At 51.1% G+C, this 22,924-nt stretch carries 23 protein-coding genes; 11 read left to right on the top strand and 12 right to left on the bottom strand.

Annotated features, from left to right (window positions below):
- Positions 1 to 231: 231 nt before the first annotated feature.
- Positions 232 to 801 (top strand): DUF4142 domain-containing protein, encoded by a 570-nt coding sequence (locus AAH450_RS16035; protein WP_342911097.1) that lies wholly within the window; start codon positions 232 to 234, stop codon positions 799 to 801.
- A gap of 205 nt (positions 802 to 1,006) precedes the next feature.
- Here the strand turns inward: AAH450_RS16035 and AAH450_RS16030 are convergent, their stop codons facing one another.
- The 7 genes from AAH450_RS16030 to AAH450_RS16000 form a co-directional block, all read right to left on the bottom strand.
- Positions 1,007 to 2,074: a medium chain dehydrogenase/reductase family protein gene (locus AAH450_RS16030; protein ID WP_342911096.1), complete on the bottom strand. Its 1,068-nt coding sequence runs from the start codon at positions 2,072 to 2,074 to the stop codon at positions 1,007 to 1,009.
- A 106-nt stretch (positions 2,075 to 2,180) separates the two neighbouring features.
- Complete coding sequence (locus AAH450_RS16025; protein WP_342911095.1) at positions 2,181 to 3,359, bottom strand: MFS transporter; 1,179 nt, start codon at positions 3,357 to 3,359, stop codon at positions 2,181 to 2,183.
- Positions 3,360 to 3,503: 144 nt separating this feature from the next.
- The gene (locus AAH450_RS16020; RefSeq protein WP_342911094.1) at positions 3,504 to 4,394 is read right to left on the bottom strand and encodes a sugar phosphate isomerase/epimerase family protein; all 891 of its coding nucleotides are present in this window, start codon (positions 4,392 to 4,394) and stop codon (positions 3,504 to 3,506) included.
- A complete protein-coding gene (locus tag AAH450_RS16015) occupies positions 4,391 to 5,134 on the bottom strand; it encodes an SDR family NAD(P)-dependent oxidoreductase (protein ID WP_342911093.1) in 744 nt (247 codons plus the stop codon). The genes AAH450_RS16020 and AAH450_RS16015 overlap by 4 nt, the downstream gene beginning before the upstream one ends.
- 14 nt (positions 5,135 to 5,148) lie before the next feature.
- Positions 5,149 to 6,276 carry an alcohol dehydrogenase catalytic domain-containing protein gene (locus AAH450_RS16010; RefSeq protein WP_342911092.1) on the bottom strand — a complete coding sequence of 376 codons (1,128 nt, stop codon included), beginning with the start codon at positions 6,274 to 6,276 and terminating at the stop codon, positions 5,149 to 5,151.
- A complete protein-coding gene (locus AAH450_RS16005) occupies positions 6,273 to 7,295 on the bottom strand; it encodes an ROK family protein (protein WP_342911091.1) in 1,023 nt (340 codons plus the stop codon). Before AAH450_RS16005 ends, AAH450_RS16010 begins: the two co-directional genes overlap by 4 nt.
- Positions 7,292 to 8,515, bottom strand: coding sequence for a sedoheptulose 7-phosphate cyclase (locus AAH450_RS16000; RefSeq protein ID WP_342911090.1), 1,224 nt, complete (start codon positions 8,513 to 8,515; stop codon positions 7,292 to 7,294). The genes AAH450_RS16005 and AAH450_RS16000 overlap by 4 nt, the downstream gene beginning before the upstream one ends.
- A 240-nt stretch (positions 8,516 to 8,755) precedes the next feature.
- Here AAH450_RS16000 and AAH450_RS15995 point away from each other — a divergent pair, with 240 nt between their 5' ends.
- Entirely contained in the window at positions 8,756 to 9,634 is an 879-nt protein-coding gene (locus tag AAH450_RS15995; protein ID WP_342911089.1) for a LysR family transcriptional regulator, read from the top strand.
- A 267-nt stretch (positions 9,635 to 9,901) separates the two neighbouring features.
- Here AAH450_RS15995 and AAH450_RS15990 read toward each other — a convergent pair whose 3' ends face one another.
- Complete coding sequence (locus AAH450_RS15990; protein ID WP_342911257.1) at positions 9,902 to 10,450, bottom strand: DUF1090 domain-containing protein; 549 nt, start codon at positions 10,448 to 10,450, stop codon at positions 9,902 to 9,904.
- Between the two features lie 266 nt (positions 10,451 to 10,716).
- Here AAH450_RS15990 and AAH450_RS15985 point away from each other — a divergent pair, with 266 nt between their 5' ends.
- Both AAH450_RS15985 and AAH450_RS15980 read left to right on the top strand, forming a co-directional pair.
- On the top strand, positions 10,717 to 11,403 hold the full coding sequence (locus AAH450_RS15985; RefSeq protein ID WP_342911088.1) for a helix-turn-helix transcriptional regulator: 687 nt from the start codon (positions 10,717 to 10,719) through the stop codon (positions 11,401 to 11,403).
- A gap of 4 nt (positions 11,404 to 11,407) precedes the next feature.
- On the top strand, positions 11,408 to 12,073 hold the full coding sequence (locus tag AAH450_RS15980) for a helix-turn-helix transcriptional regulator (protein WP_342911087.1): 666 nt from the start codon (positions 11,408 to 11,410) through the stop codon (positions 12,071 to 12,073).
- A gap of 273 nt (positions 12,074 to 12,346) precedes the next feature.
- Here AAH450_RS15980 and murP read toward each other — a convergent pair whose 3' ends face one another.
- Both murP and murQ read right to left on the bottom strand, forming a co-directional pair.
- The gene (murP, locus tag AAH450_RS15975) at positions 12,347 to 13,780 is read right to left on the bottom strand and encodes a PTS N-acetylmuramic acid transporter subunit IIBC (RefSeq protein WP_342911086.1); all 1,434 of its coding nucleotides are present in this window, start codon (positions 13,778 to 13,780) and stop codon (positions 12,347 to 12,349) included.
- Positions 13,781 to 13,782: 2 nt separating this feature from the next.
- Positions 13,783 to 14,691 (bottom strand): N-acetylmuramic acid 6-phosphate etherase, encoded by a 909-nt coding sequence (gene murQ / locus AAH450_RS15970; RefSeq protein ID WP_342911085.1) that lies wholly within the window; start codon positions 14,689 to 14,691, stop codon positions 13,783 to 13,785.
- Between the two features lie 367 nt (positions 14,692 to 15,058).
- Here murQ and AAH450_RS15965 point away from each other — a divergent pair, with 367 nt between their 5' ends.
- Positions 15,059 to 15,574 (top strand): RcnB family protein, encoded by a 516-nt coding sequence (locus AAH450_RS15965; RefSeq protein ID WP_342911084.1) that lies wholly within the window; start codon positions 15,059 to 15,061, stop codon positions 15,572 to 15,574.
- A gap of 69 nt (positions 15,575 to 15,643) precedes the next feature.
- Here AAH450_RS15965 and AAH450_RS15960 read toward each other — a convergent pair whose 3' ends face one another.
- Together AAH450_RS15960 and AAH450_RS15955 are read right to left on the bottom strand one after the other, a co-directional pair.
- A complete protein-coding gene (locus AAH450_RS15960) occupies positions 15,644 to 16,264 on the bottom strand; it encodes a hypothetical protein (RefSeq protein WP_342911083.1) in 621 nt (206 codons plus the stop codon).
- A 144-nt stretch (positions 16,265 to 16,408) separates the two neighbouring features.
- Complete coding sequence (locus AAH450_RS15955) at positions 16,409 to 16,999, bottom strand: HD domain-containing protein (protein WP_342911082.1); 591 nt, start codon at positions 16,997 to 16,999, stop codon at positions 16,409 to 16,411.
- Between the two features lie 64 nt (positions 17,000 to 17,063).
- Between AAH450_RS15955 and AAH450_RS15950 the strand changes: the two genes are divergently transcribed.
- From AAH450_RS15950 to eptB, 6 genes are all read left to right on the top strand, one after another.
- Positions 17,064 to 17,522 (top strand): MarR family winged helix-turn-helix transcriptional regulator, encoded by a 459-nt coding sequence (locus AAH450_RS15950; RefSeq protein WP_342911081.1) that lies wholly within the window; start codon positions 17,064 to 17,066, stop codon positions 17,520 to 17,522.
- A gap of 87 nt (positions 17,523 to 17,609) precedes the next feature.
- Positions 17,610 to 18,038, top strand: coding sequence for an organic hydroperoxide resistance protein (locus AAH450_RS15945; protein WP_318789137.1), 429 nt, complete (start codon positions 17,610 to 17,612; stop codon positions 18,036 to 18,038).
- Between the two features lie 309 nt (positions 18,039 to 18,347).
- Entirely contained in the window at positions 18,348 to 18,959 is a 612-nt protein-coding gene (locus AAH450_RS15940; protein ID WP_342911080.1) for a hypothetical protein, read from the top strand.
- A gap of 14 nt (positions 18,960 to 18,973) precedes the next feature.
- On the top strand, positions 18,974 to 19,594 hold the full coding sequence (locus tag AAH450_RS15935) for a cytochrome b/b6 domain-containing protein (RefSeq protein ID WP_342911079.1): 621 nt from the start codon (positions 18,974 to 18,976) through the stop codon (positions 19,592 to 19,594).
- Positions 19,587 to 20,342 (top strand): molybdopterin-dependent oxidoreductase, encoded by a 756-nt coding sequence (locus tag AAH450_RS15930; RefSeq protein ID WP_342911078.1) that lies wholly within the window; start codon positions 19,587 to 19,589, stop codon positions 20,340 to 20,342. The genes AAH450_RS15935 and AAH450_RS15930 overlap by 8 nt, the downstream gene beginning before the upstream one ends.
- A gap of 227 nt (positions 20,343 to 20,569) precedes the next feature.
- A complete protein-coding gene (gene eptB, locus AAH450_RS15925; protein WP_342911077.1) occupies positions 20,570 to 22,273 on the top strand; it encodes a kdo(2)-lipid A phosphoethanolamine 7''-transferase in 1,704 nt (567 codons plus the stop codon).
- The last annotated feature ends 651 nt before the right edge of the window (positions 22,274 to 22,924 follow it).

Below are 22,924 nucleotides of genomic sequence, written 5' to 3'. Positions count from 1 at the left end.
AAGTAACAAATTGGGCCGCCTGAGGTTATCGTATTCTGACAGAGTAATTTCCGCTTCTTTACTTCTTTGCTTCCGTCATTTCCTGCCGTCCTCCGTTGAGAACCATAACTCAAACTGATGTCTCAAATCGATGATCCACTATACTGACCATTGCAGTTGTAATTTATATACGAGGCTGCGTACGGTTGATTACCTGACAGCAGCTTTCCCCATGACCTTCGGGAGAACAAAATGCAAAAGAGTAACTCTTTGAAAAATCTGCTGGTTATATCGGCAGTAGCAGCCATGTTCAGCACTGTTAGTGTGCAGGCCCAGACGCCGACGAGCGCCGCGCAGACTGGTGCCGCAGGCCAGACCGATTCGGGCGGCAAGCTCAGCTCTGGCGACGTAAAAGCGTTGAAGGACATGGCGCAGGCCGATATCAATGAAGTCGCCGCTGGCAAACTCGCGCTGAGCAAGGCTAAAAGCAGTGAAGTCAAAGCATACGCTCAGAAGATGGTCGACGACCACGGCGCTGCCTTGACGAAAGTACAAGCAGTTGCCGGGCAAAAGGGCGTGACACTGCCGACGGAGCCGGATGCCACGCACAAGACCATGGCTGCCGGGCTGGAAAAGCAGAGCGGCGAGGCATTTGACAAGATGTATATGGAAAACGCTGGCACCAAAGACCACAAAATGGTGCTGTCGAAACTCCAGAGTGACGCCAAAAAGATCAAGGATCCGGATGTGAAGGCCGTGGCCGATGCGCATACGCCGGTCGTTGAGCAGCACCTGAAGTCTGCTCAGCAGATGTCGATGTAACCAGCATGCCAGCAGGGAAGAAACCAGGTCGTTGGGTGGACGCAGGGTCCAGCGACCTGGATTATTCTTTGTTCAACCGGATATATCAGTATAAATAAGACGGAGTGATAAGAACATGCCTTAAATTCCTTTCTGAAAAAAGCGCCTGATCTTTTCCATCTAAAGAATTTGGTCAGGGTAATATAAATTAAAGCATCAGAATTTTTTACTCAAAATTGGTTCGGATAACAACTTTTCCCGGATAATCTTTTTCGCCTGTTGCCATGGACATGACAAGGTTTGAAAAGTCTTCAAAGTCAATTTCTTCAGAAACAATTTTTTCTAGTGGAAACTGGTCAGGATGTTCAGCATGAAGCCGGAAGCTTTCCTCATAGTCCTGCTTATAACACCCATAAGCACCACAAATCCGTATTTTTTTCCCATCGTACTCCGTTAGCTGAATAAGTTCCTGTCGACGTACGACGTCAATATTCACTGATGTTGTCAGAAATTTATCGCCTTCACGTGTACCACCGTAGATGAGTATTGTTCCTCCATCTGAAACCAGAGTGGCTGCTTTTTTCAGGATTTCGGAACTCACCATTGTTGATACGACCATGACAATATCAAAAGCATTCTGATAAGCATTTGTATCAGCAAGGGAATGTATCTCCTCCGCACTAAAAAGGTGCCTGTCTGAGGCAAATTTACGCCGCATCTCGCCCCGGTTAAATATAGCCACTGCTGCTTCCAGATGCCTGGCATACATAGAAAACATAATGCCCGAACATCCCGCGCCGATAATGCCAACTTTCTTTCCCTTCAAATCCGTCAGATTGTTGAGTTCCAGCATTTTTTGGGTGGCATGGACAATACAGGCCATGGGTTCTGGCATCCAGATATGGTGAATAATGTCATATTCGGGCACGCGGATGACAGTTTGATCCAGCTGTTCTTCCGTACCATGTACGAAGACATACTCTGCAAAGCCGGTAGTACGATCGGGGGTAATATTAGGATTGAATGTCACCAGCTCACCTTCCTGGAAACCTGTTTTTGTACCGGAAAAAATCACTGAACCCACTAATTCGTGACCAAAGAGCGGGCCGCGATCTGTCGGAACATCTCTTGAACCCATAATCTCCTTAATATCAGCACGACAGATGCCCATATAATAGGGTCGAATCACGATTGTATTTTCACTAAGAATATGGCGTGGGAATTTTTTTGTAATGGCATGCACTTTGCCATTTGAAAGCTCAGCCGTTTTATAATTACATGGTAAGTAGGACATGCTCTTTCCTGAATTTATATTTATTGATTTCGTTGGTCTGTATGCCACTTTTGAGTGGCATACGCCTCATTCATTACCGGTGAAAAGATGGATGCGTTTATCTCTTTTATGACTCCAGTGCTTGAGTCATTTTCTGGCGGCTAAAATGCCATGCAAACAGGGTGATAACCAGACTGGTAGCGGCCAACGCGGCGGCGGCCAGCGGCACGGCACGAATGCCAAATCCTAAATCAAGTACAGTGCCTCCCATCCATGCGCCTAAACCGTTCCCCAGATTAAAGGCTGATACGTTTACTGAAAGCGCCAGCGTAGGAGCGGCGACAGCCAGCGACTGAATTCGAGCCTGAAGCGAGGGAATAATAGAGAAACCAATGGCACCAAATAAAAACAGCGTAATGGCAGAAAGGACCGGAACAATGCTGGTCATCCAGAACACCACGAGTACAATGACCAGACTGCCTAATACCGTTGTTACACCACGCATGACATGCTTATCTGCAAGGCGACCACCCGCGAAATTACCCATGATGGCACCGATGCCAAATACCACCAAAAGTGCAGAGACAGCTGAAGGGCCAAAATGGCTGACATCCATTAACAGAGGCACTATGTAGGTAGACGCGGTAAAGACTGCGCCCTGCGCCAGTACGGTAGTAATGATGGCAAATACCAGCGTTGGGTTAGTAAGAGCTTTCACCTCACGGCGCATAGCACCAGGTTTTGATTGTTCAGCCTCAGGTAATTTGGCAGGCATAAATAGGGCGATCAGGGCAACAGATATTACCGCAATAACAACGATTGCAATAAAGGTCGCGCGCCAGCCCAGGTTCTGCCCAATAAATGTTCCAAGCGGCCCGCCTAAGGCGTTTGCCAGGTTAAAACCTAAGGCGATTTTAGCCATTGCGGAGCCTTGCTTGTTGGGGGGAGATAGCGTCACTGCAAGGCTGAAAGCCACGGCAACGAATGTTCCATGACTGATCGACGTTAAAATACGTGCGGCCATAAGCATCTGATAATCTGATGCAAAGACCGCCCAGATATTACCTATAATGAACGGCACCATCAGGCCAAGCACAAGAGTTTTACGGGGCACGCGGGTGGTGAGCAGCGTAACAAACGGACCGATAATTGTTACACCCAGCGCATAGCCTGTGACCAGTAGCCCCGCATCAGGTAACGATACAGAAAGGTCAGAGGCCACGAACGGTAAAAGCCCGGAAATGATAATTTCGGCGGTGCCAAGACAAAAAACACCCAGCATCAGCGCGAACAGCGTGATAGGCATAACTATCTCCTTAATAGAGTAAACGCGCTGTATAACTAACGAAGCCAACGCTGTTTATTTAAAATATTTGTATGACAACAAAATTCATAATGGAATATAAACGCTCCATAGAATTTAAGTTGTCGCTGTCGGCTGAGAGCGACTTCAGCCCTGTGAAAAATACTTCAATCTTGTTTCTTTAATAGCATCATTTAAAATAATTTGACTGGGTTTATTTAAACCAGAAGAGAGATCAAGGTTATTGCTGAAGCGGGTAATATATTTCCTCAACCACAATATATCGGTTTTTAATCGGGCATGTACGCCATCGCGATAGTCATTCTCAAGCACAAACGCCTCAACAGGAATATGCCTGCTCTCCAGTTCCTCGAAAGTCTCCAGCACAGCGGCTTCATCATTACTTAGCTGTTTTTTATCATCAGCGCTTTTAATATGTACTTGCTGCGCTAATACCGGTGCGGCTACTCGTAATACTTCAACGGGTGAAAGTCCTGCGGCCAAAGGATTTCCTGTATCCAGTATTACTCGCAGGTTGGTTGCATCCACCGATGCGATCAGCTGTTGCAATTGTTTTGAATCCAAAACATTTTCTGTCGCCAGGAGCAGCCCTCTCTTACTCGCTTCGGAGCAAGCCCATTGCAGGACCTCGGCCGTTCTGGCTAATACTGATAAACTTTCGATAGCGCTGTTGCGGAAACTGGGTAAGAAGACCAGAGAAGCCCTGAGCGTCACGGCGACGTCTAATGCCCTTCGGATAACATTCCTGACATTTTTAGAGGCCAGCGTGCCTTTTTCTGCCGCCAGACCAATATCATTAAGCAGGTTGGCAGACACGGCTAATGGCTTTACCCCGGTTTCAGCTAATACAGTGGAAAGGGTTTGCAGCCTCCCTGTACTATCGAGCCATGGCGCTTTCCCCGGCCCCCCTAAATCCAGCTGAATACCCTCTGCGCCGGCGCGGGCCGCCAGTCGAACGGCATCCGGGCCGCTGACAGGCAGGCGCCAGTCTGCCAGGCCAATTAATACGGGCTTCACAGCCGGCTCCGATCGCTTTGTGACTCAGGCTGCTTATCCTGTATCGACTGCCAGCTGCCATCAGCGTGCACAATTAAACTCTCCCCGTTGCGTATCCTGTCTCTGCCCGATACCAATTCAACGGCGATGGAAGCAAAGCTTTCTGGCCGCATATAGCTGGAGTAGTCAAAATCAGCGGGGCGACGACGACGAATACCCGCTGAATCCACCATACCGGCAGGAAGAACCGAGACAAACTGCACTTCTTCAGGGTTCTCTTCCTGAGAGACAGAATGAATCAATGAGGCACAAGCCGCCTTGGTGGCAGCATAGCCAGAGCGGCCAGGCCCCCCGTTATAAACCACCTCCGAAGAGACATTGAGGAACATACCCGGTCGGGTTTGACGCAGCGCAGGTAACGTTGCGTTTAACGTCAGCCAAAGCCCATTCAGATTGACCTCAAGTTGTTGACGCCATTCAGAAACAGGCGTTTCGGAAAAAAATGAACGACGATCGCCATAGTGCACGGCCGCAAAACAGACTGCGTGCAAAGGTTCCCTGGAAGCCTCGACCAGTGCAGCATGCGCCAGGGTATCATCGGTCAGGTCCACAGCCATCCAGCGCAGATTACCTTGTTTAGCCGGTTGTGAACGACTCAGAACCGTAACCTCCATACCCGCCTGCGACCAGGCCTCCGCGATTGCCCGACCGATTCCGGTTGAGCCGCCCACCACAAGGGCTTTACGACCAATTAATGACATTCGTTCAACACTCCTTAAACAGGGACATTAGCGGTAATTTTTACGGCGAGTTTAATTAACCGGCGACCATCCACCAGGCGACTACGAGATCCCGCTAACTGCGTCATAACTGGCGCAGCTTCTTGCATGGACATAACGTGAGTAATAAGTTCGCAGTAACGTAGTGGGTGTTTAACCAGCTCAAAAGCAGCGCTTCTCAAATGCCTGTGCGCAACACCGCGGTGGCCAAGTAAACAGACCAATTTGCCGCTGCTGGTGTGCACAGGGAAATTCACGGCGTGCTCAGGAAAACCGCCGCAATTGGCTGCCCGGATAAGGGACAAATCCGTTCCGGGTAACAAGGGGCTTGATGCTTCTTGAGGGATGCCACCTAACAGATCGATAGCAAGTTCTCCGCGCAGGTAGCGAAGTGCTGTCTCCAGACAAAGCAATGTTGCGTCGCGTGGCGTAGCAAGCAATACCGCCACCCGTTCGTCCTCATTAATTGAAGACAGCAGCGCGGCACCTGCCGTGTTGTTCAGAACAGGGACTACTGAGGCTACTTTATGATTTTGGCTCCAGGCCAAACCCTGTGCTGTGTGATGAATATGTACAATATGAATATCTGGCCCCAGAAATTCTCTGGCCGCACGTACGGCTATATGTCCGGTTACGCCATCACCGAACACGACCAGCGTGCTGGGGTGATGCTTTGACAGTAAATCGAGCGCGTACTGAACGGCAGCTAAAGGCTCCAGAAGCGTTGAAAGAGCTGAGTTATGACATTCATCCAGCGGCATCACCAGGCCATCGCGTACGGCTGACTCGGGGATAAGCACCCTTTCCTGAAGTAAGCCCTCCACGTTATGGCCGAGTAAGAACAAAGGATCGTTACGGTGGGTCGGGTTAATGCATACCAGGGTCCCCGTAGCCAGGTTATCAGGTACACATTCTCCTGTAGCAACAACACGCGCGACACCTTCGTGGCCGATGACCGGGCTGGGATCGTCGCGAAGACCGCGCAGCATCTGAATATCGGTACCGCACAACCCTGCATAGATTGGCTCGACTAAAAGCTCATATCCGATCGGGACGGGGGTGGAACGAGTAAGGACAGAAATCGTACCATTCTGTCTTACCATTGCTCTGTGAGTTGCCGTCATGGCCGGATCTCCATCGTGGCCGCGATACCCGCCCCAATAAGACAATCAGCCTCAGATACCACAAGGCGGTCTTCAATCCAGCGGGGATAAAGTTTGCTGGTAAGGTAAATTCCCTCACGGTTAAGATGCGCCATAACAGAAGCTTTATAATGCTCGCCAAGTGAAACTGCGACTCCGCCGGTCAGGATAATTCTGTCCAGATCGGGATTCAGGCAGAGAGCGGTTCGCAAAACATCGGCTACGGGCGCTGTAGCTGCACTGAGTAACGTTATTGCTATGTTGTCATCAGCGCCCACCGTTGCTGTGAATGCCTCCTCAAAAGATTCACCGTCTGCCATTCTCCGACCAAGCTCCGATACGGCCCATTCATCTGGCTGCCGTTGCCGCAGAACCTGAGCCAGGTTTGCAATACCCCGGCCGGAAGCGTAGGCGGACAAATGTCCTGCTTTCCCACAGTCACAATCCAGGACTACTGGCTCTCCAGCTAATTTCGCGACTGCCGGAAGGTGGCCGATTTCTCCTTGCAGCCCACCCGCATCAAAGGGGATATACCGCGTAGTACGATCGATGATGCGTGCAGCGATGCCTGTACTGATCGTGACTAACATCACCTTTCGATCCTGCGCGCATAGCGGTGTAGAGATAATGTGCATCAGGGCGGCAGTCACATCATTCACGACACACCAGTCCACATCAGACCTTCTGCGAGATAACTCATCAAAGAGATTAAAAGGAACATCATGCGCACCCCATAATGGTGCGGAGGCGTAAACCGTGCCATTGCGGTGATCCATCGCGGCACCGAAAGATATTCCCACCAGGGAATGTTTATCCTGAGGTGGGATCTTGCAGATAGCGTTGACCAGCAGCTCCTGTAATTGCGGCACTGGAAGACCGGGATATTGACGAAAGCCGGGAGCAGGCAAGCGCTTTCTGTGACTCAGGCCACCTTCCGGGGACCAGTCTGCCCAGCGCATATGCGTCCCACCGATGTCGATAACAGTGGTCGCGCGTATCATGCAGCGACATCTCCGCCGAGCGCCTTCACACGATCTTCCAGGAAAATAAGGGCTTTTTCGAGTTCATTCAGCGTTAAGTCATTGATGAATATAACGTTCCCTATGCCATCGGAGAGGGGGATACGTTGTAAACCGTCGCGATGCCTGATGGTGTCGAGTAAGGCTTTTTCCAGCAAACTCAGCTTGAAAACGGGATGAGATATTGGCAGACCCGATATTTGAATCAGAGAAAGCGCACGTTCGGTTTCTTCGTTGGTCAGCAAGCCACGACCGCTCGCCAGGGCAATACTCAAAGCCATATCTACCGCTACCGCCTCACCATGGAGTAAAGCAGGATTCGCCAGCAGCTCTAATGATGGACTGAAGGTGTGACCATAATCTACGCAGCGAGAGAGTTCAGCTTCCCAGAGATTGGGTTCCAGTTCAGCCAACATGCTGGCAATTGAACGGGTGACGATCTCTTTCATCACACCATCGTCCGAGGAGAAGGCTTCAGGAGTCAGATGTGATGACATTGCCTCAAGAAGTCCAAACAGGGTCTTATCCTTGATCAGAGCCATTTTAATGATCTCTGCAACACCGTTTGAGATGTGACGCTGGCTGAGGCTTTTTAAAAACAGGGGATCAATAAGGGCTGATGACGGCGCAAAATAGGTTCCAAGGCGGTTTTTATGGGCGCCGTGATTGATGCCGGTCTTTACGCCTATCCCCGCATCAATCTGACCCATCAACGTTGTGGGAATTCTGACATAAGGAATACCACGCCGATACAGGCTGGCGGCAAATCCAACCACATCCAGCAACACCCCACCGCCAATACCAATGACAACTTCCCCACGACGTAATAATCCCGCTTCATCCATGGCTTCAGCAACCTGAATTGTGGACTCAACATTTTTATTAATTTCATCACTGGAAATGACCTTCCAGTGAATATCGAAGTTCCAACTGGAAAAATAGGATCTGAACATCTCGCCGTAAATTTCATCGACTTTACTGTCAATAACGACGAGCCTTTTGACTCTGACTTTGGCATTGCGATCCGCATGCTTTGCACAGGTACGTGCTAAGGTTGGATTGTCAGGATTGAGTATATTCCTGACAACGGATACCTGATAATTAATTTCCTGAGTGGCATGCATATTCCAGATGAGATCCGTATGTTTAGCAAGCGGAGAGCGGTAATAAGGTAAATATGATGATGGATGATCGTTATTCATGATATTCCTTTTGGTTTTTAGAAATTCATTAATTTCATAAGCAGTGAAATTATCACTTCAGATTATTACCTTGCTATTTTTTCTGGCCCGTCAGTTGTGGATATCTAAAATCGAACATTTGTTATCTCATGCCTAAACAGCACAGTTACTTTACATTAACTTACGTTATAGAATAACCTACTCAGAGTTCCGGACTATGCTGCCGGATTTGGCAGTAATCCTTTATTGAGGTGCCAGGAAATGATCGATTCGCTCTCTGCGATTTCTGTGTTTGTTAAGGTGGCGCAGGTAGGAAGTTTTGTCTCTGCGGGACGCGCTTTGGGCTTAAGCGCCTCAGCGGTGGGTAAACGCGTTACCAGCCTGGAGAGCAACGTGGGGGCACAACTCTTACAAAGAAATACACGCAGAATTTCACTGACCTACGAGGGAGAACGCTTCCTTACTCATGCCATGCGTATCCTGGAAGAGGTTGATAACATTCAGAATGCTATGCTGGCGGCTACTGAAAGTGCCATCGGCAGATTAAAAATCAGCATTGCCCCCATTCCCAATCTTTTTAGTGAAAGATTTAATGATTTTTTGCAGCAGCACAGGGAGATTGAAGTTGAATTTGACTTCTCAGACAGGTTTGTCGATTTGGTCGGGGAAAATTATGATGCAGCGTTGAGAGTAGGAAGTGACCCGGATGGCAACTTGCGATCCTATTACATAGGAGACATCCATAGCGTTATTGTAGCCAGCCCAGACTATTTAAAACGCTATGGTCGTCCTGATAAACCAGAAGACCTTCTTACGCATTCACTGATTCATTATCGCTCAAAAAATTCAGGAATAGTTCAGGTCTGGCCTTTATCCAGTGCGAAGTTACTGCATCTTCCGCAAACAATTGTATGTAATGATATTGAGACCCGCATTAAGTTAGCGCTTAATGGCAATGGCATCGCTTATTTGCCCCATGTCTCCATTAGTGAGCATCTTCGCTCAGGGGATTTTTGCACGATCCTCGACGAGCATACCAGTGATACCAGTACGCCAATTTATGTCGTATGGCCTTACGCTCACCGCTACTCTTTACGCCAGCGACTGTTAATCGATTATCTGAAAAATTTAAAAATATGAAATAAGTAAAAAGCATAAGCTTTTACGAATTATTTAAATAACAGTGCGATTTATCTTAAGGTGGGCCAGGCTGGCTTATTTTAAATTTTATTTATTCAGGCGATTTTTTGCACCGTCATCGATGATAAATTTGGCTTCCCGATGCCATCGCTAAAGTTGTAAACCACCCGGAAGTAATAATATTTATTGGGACTAATTATCAGGAAGCGATGACGGGCACTGTTTCTACTATGATGACGGGCAAGCCTTCTCCCCGGTGATACAGCCTTACATTTCACATATCCTGTTCACCAGGCGCATCCCGCCCAATAGATGACCAAAATAAAAAGATTTTGCCTGCCCTGTGCGCAGGCACAGCATCAGCAGCCGCCAGAACAGCAAGAGCAGATCACCGGTTTGCTGTATGAATTGGCCGGTGTGCTGAATGAGGATCTGAAAGCACCGCGATTTGTCCGCACCGCAGACGGAATCACCATGATTAGCAGCGGTATAAAAGCTGAGGTTCATTAACAGAGAGCAGGGCGGGTGAGTTGACTTCATTCGCCTCAGGCAAAGCCATTTTTTACTGATTTTATCCATGCGGCCCTGAGTTTGAGCTTCTGCCAGCGCCTGGCGGCACTCCCCGACCTTTAGTCCTTGTTTACGTATGTCGGATTCGCGTTCAGCATGCAACTCTTCTTCAGTGCAATGAGTATTGCGTTCAGAAAGCGCTTTTGCCAGACCGGCTACACAATGGTTATTGCCGTGTGTGCGAGCGTAATCAATTTGCTGCCCGATCTCCTGACGCCTGGCTTCGCAGCTGGTGCAGAGAAAAATGGAGTATTGCCAACAGACCAGCCAATAGAGTTTTAACCTGGTTGATAATTTTAACGGTGTAAAAGTAATATCTGTTATTTCAGTAAGCTTCTTTCCTGCGAAAAACCCATAACCTTTCGGTTATGGGTATGTTATTATTTTTTATTATGGCGTGCTTTCCCTGATATCGGCGATACAGGAATTTTTTATAGTATTATTGTTCTGATTAACAGGTACATATAAGGTACGGCACATTTTATGTAGGGTAATTTAAATGTAGGGATACGATGATGAAACAAATTACATTACCTTCAAGGTTAATCGCGATGTTTGAAAGCGATCCTGTTGTAGGCTGGGCAGTAAAAGACAATAACTCCCGTTTTATCTACGTCAATAACACGTTTAAAGCCTGGCAAACCCTGTCAACGAGTTATGATTACGAAGGCCGGAACATCAGGGAGATCCCTGTTCCTGTGTCTGAGTTTGCCGATATCTTTAACCAGCAGGAACGGGAGATAGAGCGCACAGGTAAGCCGGTGAAAGCCATCACTACGCACATTCAGGGCACAGAGAAGATAATGCAGCCGGCCTACAATATTCAGGAGCCGCTCTATGATGAACATCACAACTGTGTAGGCACGGTTATCAGCGTCAGACACGTCAGGATCATCACACCAACCTCGTTACTGAATGGCAACATAATACAGCACGCGACATTCCAGTCCCCTTCGGAAGTCTTTACCGAAAAAGAATGGGAGGTTGTTTATCTGCTGGACTGCGGAATGAGGCTCAAAGAGATAAGCAGTATTCTCTCGATTACCGTTGATGCTGTTAACGGCAGACTTCGAAGTTGTTACAGAAAAACAGGTTTAAATTCACAGTCAGATTTAAAGCAATATTGCAGGGATAACAAATTTGATAACTACATCCCGCAGTTCTTTCTCAAAAAAGGACATATCATAATCAGAGGCTAACCTGATGAATACAGACCTGACTCCTGTTAAATATTACTTTAATAACTCTCTCTTTGGATGGGCCATAAAGGACAGCGACTCCCGCTATGTTTATGGCAATAAGATCTTCTGTCACTATTTTGGTGTAACCGAAAAGCAACTTCCGGGCCTTCGCGACACTGAACTTACGCCCGATATCAGCGAGTACTATGACCGTATACTCTCTGACGACCAAAAAATCCTGACCACAAATGAAATGAGCATAGTGCTCAAAACGTTTGATTACGGAAGACGAAACAGGCTCAGATCCTTTCTGGTTGAGAAGCGTCCCTGGCAGCTCGATAATGGCAGCAACGGCATTGTCTGTACTTACACAGAGATCACCAATGTTTACTTTTCCACCTTTCTTATGCCCCGAGAAAGAAAGCCTTTTGTCTTCACCCGACCGGCGAATAGTTTTACGGACAAAGAGTGGGAAGTGATCCTGTTGATGCAGTGCGGGGTAAAGCAGAACTGTATGTCGGGCTTACTCGGTATCAGCTCTTCAGCGCTTCGCAACAGAATAATACGTTGCTGTGATAAAACAGGCGTGACCAGCACCAGCGCCCTGCTCCATCACTGCAATCAGAAAGGATGGGATAACTACATTCCTCCTTTTTTTCTGACAAAAGGCCATGTGGCGATTTCCTGAGGGCTGCGATTCTGATCTCTGAGCAGGGGCCGAAAGAGAGATAAAGTGAGCCGCCTGCGAGGGAAGGACTCTGCGGTTATTACAGCATCGGCCGCCGCCAGAACAGCAAGAGCAGATCACCGGTTCGCTGTATGAGTTGATCGGCGTGCTGAAGAGGATCAGCACCGCGATTTGTCCGCGCCACAAAGGGCATAACCATGATTAACAGCGGCATAAAAGCTGAGGTTTATAAACAAGAGCAGGGCGGATAACTCTGCTTTATCCGCCCAGCCCTCAGCTCAAATCCACATTCTTATAGCCAAAGAACCAGGTGACCACGAAACCGGCGATATAAGAGATCACCACGCCCGCAGCATAGACCGCCATTCCGGCGTAGATCCCCAGTCCCGAGGTCATCAGCGGCAGCGCCACCAGGCCGGAAGGGCCAAACACGGTGTTCAGCCCCACAGGCAATCCCAGCCAGGCAACCAGACCAATAAAGAAGCCGCCGCACGCCCCGCCGATACAGGCCGTAACGAAGGGTTTAACGCGCGGCAACGTCACGGCATAGATCAGCGGTTCACCCACGCCAAGCAGGCCGGGGATAATCGCCCCTTTCACCTGATTACGGATCATGGAATGTCTGGCCGAGCGGTAGTAAAGCGCCAGCGCGGCACCGACCTGGCCGCCGCCAGCCATCGCCAGGATCGGAAAGAGCGAATTAAAGCCCTGCACATCCATCAGCGCAAAATAGACCGGAATAAAGCCCTGATGCACGCCAAAGACCACCGCAATCAGGAATAACCCAGCCAGGATCGCCGTGCCAAATGGGTTGCCGTTCAGGTGCAGGAACAGCCAGGACATCCCCTTAAACAGCTCGCCGCCAAGGGGCATAATCACCGTAAAGGTCAGCGCGCCGGTAATCAGCAGCGTCAGCAGCGAAGTGAGGATCATATCCAGGTTATCGGGGACGATCCTGCGGATCTGCCGCTCAATCCAGGCACCCAGGATCGAAGCCAGCAGCACACCAATGATATTGCCGCGCGGATCGATGCCCATACCAAAGAAGGTTTCAATGCCGGAGAAGTAGCCCGTGGTGGCTGCCGGGTTATAGCCCAGCAAAAACAGCGAGGCGATGATGGCACCGTTGACGCCGGAGCCGCCAAACGCTTTTTGCGCGTTATAGCCAATCAGGATCGGCAGGAAGGTGAAGAGGCCTTTGCCAAAGAGTTTCATATAGCCGACGATATACACCAGCGTGGCGTTCTTCTCCGCCGCGTTAGCAATCAGCGTCTGCTCTGTTAATGTGGCAAAGCCCAGCAGCATCCCGGCGGCGATAAAGCCGGGGATCAGCGGGGTGAAAATGGTGGCAAATCGGGCGAGGAACTGATGAACCGCGCTGGTTTGCCTGGCCTTCATCTTCTGTTTATTGTCGCTTGTCGTTGCCGCCAGCGCGGGTGCGTCAGAAGCCTCCTGTGCCAGCAGCCGGTTCATTATCTCCGCGCCACTCTGCGCTTTGCCGGGGCCGAGGATAATCTGCAACTGATCCTCGCTGTTCACCACGCCCAGCACGCCCGGCAGCGCTTTCAGGCTGGCGCTGTCCGTAAGACTTTCATCCCTCAGCGTCAGACGCAGTCGGGTCATACAGTGCCCGCAGATTGCAATATTGCTGTGACCACCGACCTTTTGCAGAATCGAGGCGATCAGCTGTTCCGTGATTTTCGCCATCGCTAGCTCCCGGCGTTATGTAGCGCCTGACGGATAAATCCGCCGTTAGCCTTTAAAAGCTGCCGCGCCTGCTCAGCTTCAAGGTTTCCCAGCACCATGACGATGGCGGTTTTACAGTGGTTGCCGCAGGCGTTCAGCGCCCGGCTGGCAGTCTGTGCATCGCAATCGGTGGCTTCCTGCACAATATTTATCTGTCGCTGCACCAGCTTCTTGTTCGTCGCTTCCACATCCACCATCAGGTTGCCATAAACCTTGCCGCTGCGGATCATCGCGCCGGTGGTGAGCATATTCAGCACCAGTTTTTGCGCGGTGCCCGCCTTCATGCGTGAAGAGCCAGTCACCACTTCCGGGCCGACAACCGGCACGATAGCGATATCGGCAATCAGCGTCATTTCGCTGCCCGCGTTACAGGTCAGGGCGGCCGTGGTCGCGCCCAGGCTTTTGGCATAGTTCAGCGCCGCAATGACGTAAGGTGTGCGTCCGCTGGCGGCAATACCCACCAGCACATCCTTGTCGTTAAAGCCGAGATTTTTCAGGTCTTCCACGCCCAGTGTCAGGCTGTCTTCCGCATTCTCCACGGCCTGCAAAATGGCCTGGTGCCCACCGGCAATCAGCCCCACAACCTGCCCGCGCGGGGTGCCAAAAGTTGGTGGGCACTCACTTGCGTCAAGGATGCCCAGTCTGCCGGAGGTTCCTGCTCCGCAGTAGATCAGGCGGCCGCCTTTATTGAAGGCTGCCACAATGGCGTCTACGGTTTGCGCAATCGCCGGAATAACCTTCTCTACCGCCAGCGCAACTTTCTGGTCTTCACCGTTGATAACCTGCAACATCTCTTCGGTTGAGAGCATATCGATGTTTTCGCTTACGGCGTTGCGGCCTTCGGTGGTCAGGACGGAGAGATCGATGTTCATAACTTACTCGCTGGTTGGTTTGCTCCGGAAGCGGCGCAAACGCTGAATGGAATATTTAATTGTTCAAAGTTAATTATAAAGGAATAAATTATTCTTTTAGCGCTAACTGTGAGCAGGTTCATAAAGTTTGCCGGAATGCGCCACGTCAGCGGCCCGGTGCAGCAGGATAATTTAGCAGTGCCGCCAGTGAGGTAACAGCAGGGAAGCGGCAATAATAAGGTGGCTTACTGCCCGTTTATCGGGGCGAATAAGCGTAAAGGCGTGTAAACCGGCCCGTTGCGCGTAAAAAAGTCAAAACTGTAGCGATTTATTTTGTAGAATTCGCTCAGTACGCCTCAGGGCTGACGGTGTTCAATCTGGAGAAATTATGAGTAAGTCGAAGATCGTGTTGTTATCAGCAGTATTGTTGAGTGCCCTGCCAGCGATGTCCACCGCTTACGCAGAAGGCGAGCAGGCTCCGCAAGTTCAGACTACCGAAGGGCAGGACCCGGCAGCACAACCGCAGGCCGCGCCAGCACCGGATGCGGATCCAACCGGTGAAGCACCGGACGCCACCACGCAGGGCGTAACCACACCAGGCCAGACGCCGGACGTGCAGTCGCCAGCGGAAAAGAGACTGGATGTGCCTGAGAAGCCCGATCCTGCTCACCCCTACGCGATCAAAACTTTCTTCGCGGATTTCCAGCGCTTCAATATTGGCAGCGTGGTTCCCGACCGCTACCGCACCAAAAAATATGAAATCGTTGACTGGAAAACCCGTAACCTGCCAAAACCAGCTGAAGGCACCAACTGGACCTATATGGGCGGCAACTATGTGCTGATCTCTAAAGCAGACGGCAAAATTTTGCAGGCGGAATCTGGCGACATTTTCTACCACCAGTAAAAAAAAACGGAAACCGCGCTCGCTGGTTTCCGTTTTTTACTTCCCCATCACTCTCCTGTCATACCCGCCTTAAGCGGCCGGAGTCAGTTTACCCGCCCCAAAAAGATAGCGACAGGTGGAGAACAGGCAGAGGCTGTAACCCAGCAGTTCGCAGCCCTCTTCCGCCATGTTTTTTACCGTACGGTTATAGCCATCCAGCATCAGATGCTGCCAAAGCTCGTGCTGCCCAAACAGGCGCGAGAAGATCAGGGTGGTGAGCATACCCGCGCACATCATTCCCCAGCCGGGGTGACGGAGATAAGCTGCAAGGCCAGAAAGTATCCGGCGTGGTTGACGCAAAGCTGTTCCCACGCAGAGCAGCGTTATCGCTAACGCAAACCAGACCCAGCTTCCGTGGACAATCTCATCAAACAGAAAATCCAGCTCACGGATCAGCATGCAGCTGAAGAACCCGCCGACCAGCACATAGAGTGGCCGCAGAGGGGCCTGACGCCAGGCTCTGGCAAAATAGAGCAGGGCGATAAGCAGCAGCATGCCTTCCTGCGCGACTTCTGTGAAAGAGGTTTCATGTACAGCATCGTTCATCCAACGCACATCAATAAATACCAGCCCCATCATGGCGCAGAGATAAGCACCACAGCCCAGAAAAGCTAACGCCCTGTTTCGGATAAAAAGTAAATCAGAATGCACAACAGCCCCCTTATTATGATTAGGGGGGCGATTATAGGAATGAGGGGTGTCAGGTCTTGCCAATTCATGCCAGTAACATGCTGACAGCACAGAGAGATCATTTTGCTGATTTGCGGGCGGACCGGCAGCGGCCCGCCCATTTACTCACAGTGCGACGGGGTATTTTTGCTGTTGCTTTGTGAACCAGACCGCAGGAACCCGATGGGGCGCTTGCGTTAACTGGTCGATGCCGTTTTCAATAATCACCGATGCCTGCTGCCACAGTTCACGGTTGCCTTCGGTGAGCAACGCAATCTGGATGCGCTTCTCTACCAGATAGACGCGGGCAAAATGCGGGTCGAAAGGGATGATAGAGCGCGTGTTATCGATGATATCCGCCAGCTTGATGGTCTGGGCATCCGGCGAGGCCAGCGCAGAGTGCCGGAAATGGGCAACTTTGCGCGCGGCGCGGTTTCTGGCTTCCGCAGGATGGCTGTCGGTCAGCATCTCTACCAGCGCTGCCACCTCCGCGCCAAAATGGCTGGTGATATCATTCAGCGTGCTGGCGGTATCTTCTACCGTGTCGTGCAGCCAGGCGGCGGCTAGCATCACCTCGTTGTCGGTAACGCTGCGGACCAGCTCCACCACCGCCGCCGGATGCACAATATAAGGCTCATCGGTATATTTCCGACGCTGCCCCGCTTCGGCGTGGACTTTAGTGGCATAATGTCGTGCCTGTTCTTCCAGTGTAAGCATTCGCCTTCTCCCGCAGATAAAATTTCGCTTGCAATTGTATCGTGTGCTATTTATATTTTTAGTCATGACTACCGTTAAAGATGACAAAAAAGCCCAGGACGCGCCACTGTTGCTTGATCAACAGCTCTGTTTTGCGCTCTATTCAGCGAACCTGGCACTGCACAAGCTCTATCGCCAGCTGTTAACGCAGCTTGAGATAACCTACCCACAATATCTGGTGATGCTGGTGCTGTGGGAGCGGGATGACGTTACCGTTTCTGATATTGGCGAACGTCTTTTTCTGGACTCCGCCACGCTGACACCGCTGTTAAAAAGGCTGGAATCGGCAGGGCTGCTTCATCGCCAGCGCTCACGCAAAGATGAGCGGCAGGTGATGGTCACCCTGACAGAACAGGGCCGTGAATTACGCAGTAAAGCCGTGAATATCCCCGATACGGTGTTCTGTGCCACAGCCTGCGACAGCGAGACGTTAAGCTCGCTGAAAACGAATCTGGAAAGCCTGCGCGATAACCTGAACGGTTAATCGCAGGCTGCGAAAATGAAAGAGTTCAGTTGATCCGATAAGTAGTGCGCGATTAAATCGCACAATAACCCAATCAGGAGAGTCATTATGTCTTTAGAAAAAGTTGTTTATACCGCAAAAGCCAAAGCCACCGGCGGCCGTGATGGTCGTGCAACCTCTTCCGACAGCGTGCTGGACGTCAAGCTGGGCGTGCCAAAAGAGATGGGCGGCGCCGGCGGCGAAGCCACTAACCCGGAACAGCTGTTTGCCGCTGGTTACTCTGCCTGCTTCCTGGGCGCGATGAAATTTGTGGCGGGCCGCGACAAAATCTCCCTGCCAAAAGAGGCGTTTATTGAAGGCGAAGTGGGTATTGGCCCAATCCCTACCGGTTTTGGTATCGAAGCGAAGCTCAACATCCATCTGGAAGGCATGGATCCGGCAGAAGCGAAAAAACTGGTGGATGCGGCACATATTGTCTGCCCCTATTCCAACGCGACCCGCGGCAACATCGACGTTACGCTGAATATCATCAACTAAGCCCCTCTTTCTCTTCCATAAGAGAAAGGCGCACAAGCACCTTCAGCCACCGTTCAGACTGGCGGCTGGAGGTGGCTGCGCTCACCCACCTGCACAACCTCAGAGCCTGATCCCAACGCCCGCAGATAACCGTTCTGCCATCAAAATGCAGCATCTGCCCGCCGCGCAGCACTTCGTTTCGTCACGGTATGGTTACGTTTGCGAACATAATAAATCCGTGTTTCACCTCGTATATTCACCGCAGACGGTTACGCTTACTTAGCAAACTAACTACCGACTCAGCCCGGAAAACTTTCTCAGGAGAGAAACATGCTCAAATCCCGCATTGCAGCCCTGCTGCTCGGCACGCTGCTGGTCAGTGGCAGCACCTTTGCTACAGATACCACCATCAAACCTACCCGTGGCACCATCGACTCAGTTAGCGACTCTGCCATGCAGATCACCACCCGACAGGGCGACAAGCTGAATGTGAAAATCACCGATCAGACCAAAGTGAACAGCGTCAGTAAAGCCAAAATGAGCGATATCAAGCCAGACAGCTATATCGGTACGGCGGCGGTGCCAATGGCAAACGGCGAGCTGAAAGCGCTGGAAGTGCATGTCTTTGCGCCAGGCCTGCGTGGGAGCGGTGAAGGTTTCAACCCGTTTGAATCCGCCGACGGTAAAGTCAATACCATGACCAACGGCACCGTGGGTAAACTGGTTCACTCCAATGGCCGTACCCTGACCGTGAAAGTGAAGGATATGGAAAAAACCGTGATCGTGCCTGATGATGTTCCGGTGGTGTTGCTGGAGCCGGGCGATCGCAGCCTGCTGAAAGCTGGCACTAAAGTGGTGCTGTTTGGGGAAAAAGATGAGCAGGGTAATCTGACCGCGCGCGGCGTGGCGGTAGGTAAAGATGGCCTGACCCCACCAATGTAAACCGGAGCGCAACCATGTCGGCTTCTGCAAAAAAACGGGTTCATCCCTGGCCCGTCCGGCTCTGTCACTGGCTGAACGTGCTGGTGATGGCCGGCATGGTGATGAGCGGGTGGGGCATCTACAACGCCTCGCCGCTCTTTTCCTTTACCTTTCCCCAATCCGTGACGCTGGGCGGCTGGCTTGGCGGTAATCTCGCCTGGCATCTGGCGGTGATGTGGCTGCTGTTCGTCAACGCGCTGATCTATATCGTGTGGGGCGTGCTCAGCGGCCATTTCCGTCGCCGTTTCTTCCCCTTCAGCGCGGGCACGGTTATCAGAGACACGGCTCTTGCGCTTCGCTTCCGGTTGCCTCATCAGCATAGAGACTATAACGCGGTGCAAAAGCTGCTTTATATAGTGGTGCTGCTGCTGGGGGCGCTGCTGGTTCTCTCCGGGCTGGCCATCTGGAAACCGGTACAGCTGGATGCGCTGGTTGCGCTGTTGGGTGGTTTTGACATCGCCCGCTACGTCCATTTTTTTGCCATGAGCGGCCTGATGCTGTTTGTGGTGCTGCATGTGGCGATGGTGCTGCTGGTGCCGAAAACGCTGCCTGCGATGGTGACGGGTGGAAGGATCAGGGAGTCTGCCGATGAGTAAAAAACCGAAAATCATCCTGGAGCCGGCCCAGCGTAAAAAGCTGGTGAACCTGGAGCGCCGTTTACTGTTGCGCTCCGGACTGACGCTGGGCGCAGTCTCGATGCTGACGGGCTGCAATCTACAGGATGGCGATGAGGTGGATAAAGTGCTGTGGGCAATGTCCCGCTGGAACGATCGGGTACAGGCATGGCTGTTCAGCGGCAGCAAGCTGGCGCAGACCTATAACGAGTCACAAATCACCCGGCCCTTCCGTTTTAACGCCTTTTATCCTGAATATAACGTGCCGGAGATCGACCTGGCTGATTACCGTCTGGAGGTCTCCGGCAGCGTTGAGAAGAAAACGCCGTGGACGCTGGAGCAGCTGCAACGCCTGCCGCAGAGTGAGCAGATCACCCGGCTGATCTGCATTGAGGGCTGGAGCGCCATTGGGCAGTGGAGCGGCGTGCCGTTGAAAACGTTTTTACAACATGTGGGGGCCGATCTCACCGCTAAATATGTCGGCTTTAAGTGTGATGACCGTTATTACAGCAGCCTGGATATGCCTTCTGCGCTGCATCCACAAACTATCCTGGCGCTGGATTTCGACAAAAAACCGCTGCCGCCCGATTTTGGTTATCCGCTGCGCCTGCGCATTCCCACCAAACTGGGCTTCAAGAACGCCAAGCACATCCGTGAAATCTTTGTCACTAATCAGAACCCCGGCGGTTACTGGGAAGATCAAGGCTATAACGGATTCAGCGGCGTCTGATAAAGCTCATTTTTTAACCTTTTTTGCGCTTATTCCGTCGATTGATCTGAAAAATTGCGCGTAATGTGGTTAACTACGCCGCTTGTGTGAGGGCACCCCCTTCGCTCACGCCTTCTTTCACAGCCTTGCTGCTGGAGGATAATCGACCTGCTTTCCGAACTCTGGCGCAACGGTACGGTCTGATTAGCGTTTAAGATCCGTTTAAGTTACGCCGGGAATAAGGTTGCATGAACTACATAAAATCACTGACTCAGCAAAAGCTGTCGCTTATGCTGGCATTTTACATCGGTATCTTCCTGAATATACCGGTTTTTTACCGCCGATTTGACCCCTTTATTAGCCATTTCAAAGCGTTACAGTGGGTTTCCGCTGTGGCTGAAGTGGTGGCCATTGTCCTGCTGACCTTCTTCCTGATGCGTCTGTTGTCGCTGGGTGGCAAAGTGTTCTGGCGTGTCAGCGCCACGGCGCTGGTGCTGATTTCCGTTGCGGCAAGCTACTATATGAGCTTCTTCAACGTGGTGATTGGCTACGGCATCGTCGCGTCGGTGATGACCACCGATACTGACCTGTCGAAAGAGGTCATCGGTTATCACTTCGTTTTATGGATGGTGCTGGTCAGCGCTATCCCGTTACTGCTGATCTGGCGCAACTCGCTGCGCCTGACGCTGATTGAACAGCTGAAAACGCCGGGCCAGCGCATCAAACCTCTGTTGGTGCTGCTGCTGGCGGTAGCGCTGGTCTGGCTGCCGATCCGTTTCTTTGACAAGCAGCAGAATATTAACGAGAAAATCACCAACGTCGATCTGCCAAGCTACGGCGGAGTAGTCGCTCACTCCTATCTGCCGTCAAACTGGCTCTCTGCGCTCGGCCTGTTTGCTTATACCAGCTACGACGAGAAGATGGACAGCAAAGACCTGCTGGATCCGGCAAAGCAGTTCACCTACACGGCGCCTGCTGCCGGGCTGGATGATACCTATGTGGTGTTTGTGATTGGCGAAACCACGCGCTGGGATCATATGGGAATGCTGGGCTATGAACGGGATACCACGCCGAAACTGTCGAAAGAGAAGAACCTGGTCGCCTTCCGCGGGGAATCCTGTGATACCGCCACCAAGCTCTCTTTACGCTGCATGTTTGTGCGTGAAGGAGGAACGGATGAAGGGCCGGGCCGTACGCTGAAAGAGCAGAATATCTTTTCGGTACTGAAAGAGCTGGGCTTCAGTTCTGAACTGTTCGCCATGCAGAGCGAAGTCTGGTTCTACAACAACAGCAACGCTGATAACTTCGCCTTCCGCGAGCAGATCGGCTCTGAAAAAGAGAATCAGGGCAAATCTGTTGACGATATGTTGTTGATTCCGGAACTGAAAAAGTCACTGGATCGTCATCCTCAGGGTAAACACCTGGTGGTGCTGCATACCAAAGGCTCTCATTACCTTTATTCTCAGCGCTATCCACGTGATTTTGCCCGCTATCAGCCAGAGTGCATGGGTGTGGATGACAAGTGCAGCAAAGAGATGTTAATCAACGCGTTTGATAACTCGGTGCTCTATACGGATACGGTGCTGGAGAGCGTGTTTGACCAGCTGCGGGATAAAAAAGCCATTGTGTTCTATGCGGCTGACCACGGCGAATCGATCAGTGACAATATGCATCTCCACGGCACGCCGCGCCATATGGCACCGCCGGAGCAGTTCCGCGTACCGATGATTGTCTGGGCTTCGGATAAGTACCTGGCAGACCCGACGCATCTGGACGCCTTTGACCGGCTGAAGGCCCAGCAGCGCGTGGGCGCAACCCATCGTCATGTTGAGCTGTTCGACACCATTCTGGGCTGCCTGGGGTATACCTCACCCGATGGCGGGATCAAAGAGAGCAACAACTGGTGTGCCGACCCTAAAAAGGGCACAGCGCCTGCGGATAACAAAGCGTGACCGGCTGGTAAAACCGCTTTCGAAGCCCGGATCTTTCCGGGCTTTTTTATGCCTGCTGCTCGCCGGCGATCAGGGGTAGCATAATATTCTGTCGCCTGAAGATGACTCTTCCGCAAAAAAGTCCATTTTCCGGCAGCGATTTTCGCTGCAAACCCTTCTGCTGCCTGGCTTCAGCCGCTTAATTCGCGTCGCGTTACGCTTATGACCGTTATCGGGCTGTTGATGATTTCTTATGCCAGTGTTGCAGCATATTTAGCTGGATAAGCTGACATAAGCAAAGCGTATCGTTCATAAAAAAGGCACCTGGCGGACTAATTTAATCGTTTTTTTTCAGAGCAAATTGCCATGATCGAAGGTAAGGGCATTATGTTTGTCTGGCATTCTGCGCATGAAATAAACGTTTCCTCTGGAATTGTTATGGATTGGTTTTTTTTATGTTTGCTTGCTGTTTCTCACACTCTGTGTAAATACCTCACAGTTGTATTGACGTTGCTTGCAACTGTTGACAAATTGATGCCTCGACGAGAAGTGAAGCGGATTAGTCTGATGGTAACTTTTCAGGCTCGCTCTCTCCTCGACTGCCGAAAGGCAACGCGCAAAGACCGCACTTAAAAAAATACAGGGTCTTGCGGAAGTGCACACAACACCACA

It is taken from the genome of Erwinia magellanica, from assembly GCF_039023495.1.
Classification (GTDB): Bacteria; Pseudomonadota; Gammaproteobacteria; order Enterobacterales; family Enterobacteriaceae; genus Erwinia.
Note: the sequence above shows the minus strand (reverse complement) of the source record. Positions and strands in the feature narration are given on the sequence as shown.

Excerpts from the sequence above, each read along its gene's own strand:
- AAH450_RS16035 (WP_342911097.1), top strand. The coding sequence starts at position 232 with ATGCAAAAGAGTAACTCTTTGAAAAATCTGCTGGTTATATCGGCAGTA.
- AAH450_RS16030 (WP_342911096.1), bottom strand. The coding sequence starts at position 2,074 with ATGTCCTACTTACCATGTAATTATAAAACGGCTGAGCTTTCAAATGGC.
- AAH450_RS16025 (WP_342911095.1), bottom strand. The coding sequence starts at position 3,359 with ATGCCTATCACGCTGTTCGCGCTGATGCTGGGTGTTTTTTGTCTTGGC.
- AAH450_RS16015 (WP_342911093.1), bottom strand. The coding sequence starts at position 5,134 with ATGTCATTAATTGGTCGTAAAGCCCTTGTGGTGGGCGGCTCAACCGGA.
- AAH450_RS16010 (WP_342911092.1), bottom strand. The coding sequence starts at position 6,276 with ATGACGGCAACTCACAGAGCAATGGTAAGACAGAATGGTACGATTTCT.
- AAH450_RS16005 (WP_342911091.1), bottom strand. The coding sequence starts at position 7,295 with ATGATACGCGCGACCACTGTTATCGACATCGGTGGGACGCATATGCGC.
- AAH450_RS16000 (WP_342911090.1), bottom strand. The coding sequence starts at position 8,515 with ATGAATAACGATCATCCATCATCATATTTACCTTATTACCGCTCTCCG.
- AAH450_RS15995 (WP_342911089.1), top strand. The coding sequence starts at position 8,756 with ATGATCGATTCGCTCTCTGCGATTTCTGTGTTTGTTAAGGTGGCGCAG.
- AAH450_RS15985 (WP_342911088.1), top strand. The coding sequence starts at position 10,717 with ATGATGAAACAAATTACATTACCTTCAAGGTTAATCGCGATGTTTGAA.
- AAH450_RS15980 (WP_342911087.1), top strand. The coding sequence starts at position 11,408 with ATGAATACAGACCTGACTCCTGTTAAATATTACTTTAATAACTCTCTC.
- murP (WP_342911086.1), bottom strand. The coding sequence starts at position 13,780 with ATGGCGAAAATCACGGAACAGCTGATCGCCTCGATTCTGCAAAAGGTC.
- murQ (WP_342911085.1), bottom strand. The coding sequence starts at position 14,691 with ATGAACATCGATCTCTCCGTCCTGACCACCGAAGGCCGCAACGCCGTA.
- AAH450_RS15965 (WP_342911084.1), top strand. The coding sequence starts at position 15,059 with ATGAGTAAGTCGAAGATCGTGTTGTTATCAGCAGTATTGTTGAGTGCC.
- AAH450_RS15955 (WP_342911082.1), bottom strand. The coding sequence starts at position 16,999 with ATGCTTACACTGGAAGAACAGGCACGACATTATGCCACTAAAGTCCAC.
- AAH450_RS15950 (WP_342911081.1), top strand. The coding sequence starts at position 17,064 with ATGACTACCGTTAAAGATGACAAAAAAGCCCAGGACGCGCCACTGTTG.
- AAH450_RS15945 (WP_318789137.1), top strand. The coding sequence starts at position 17,610 with ATGTCTTTAGAAAAAGTTGTTTATACCGCAAAAGCCAAAGCCACCGGC.
- AAH450_RS15940 (WP_342911080.1), top strand. The coding sequence starts at position 18,348 with ATGCTCAAATCCCGCATTGCAGCCCTGCTGCTCGGCACGCTGCTGGTC.
- AAH450_RS15935 (WP_342911079.1), top strand. The coding sequence starts at position 18,974 with ATGTCGGCTTCTGCAAAAAAACGGGTTCATCCCTGGCCCGTCCGGCTC.
- AAH450_RS15930 (WP_342911078.1), top strand. The coding sequence starts at position 19,587 with ATGAGTAAAAAACCGAAAATCATCCTGGAGCCGGCCCAGCGTAAAAAG.
- eptB (WP_342911077.1), top strand. The coding sequence starts at position 20,570 with ATGAACTACATAAAATCACTGACTCAGCAAAAGCTGTCGCTTATGCTG.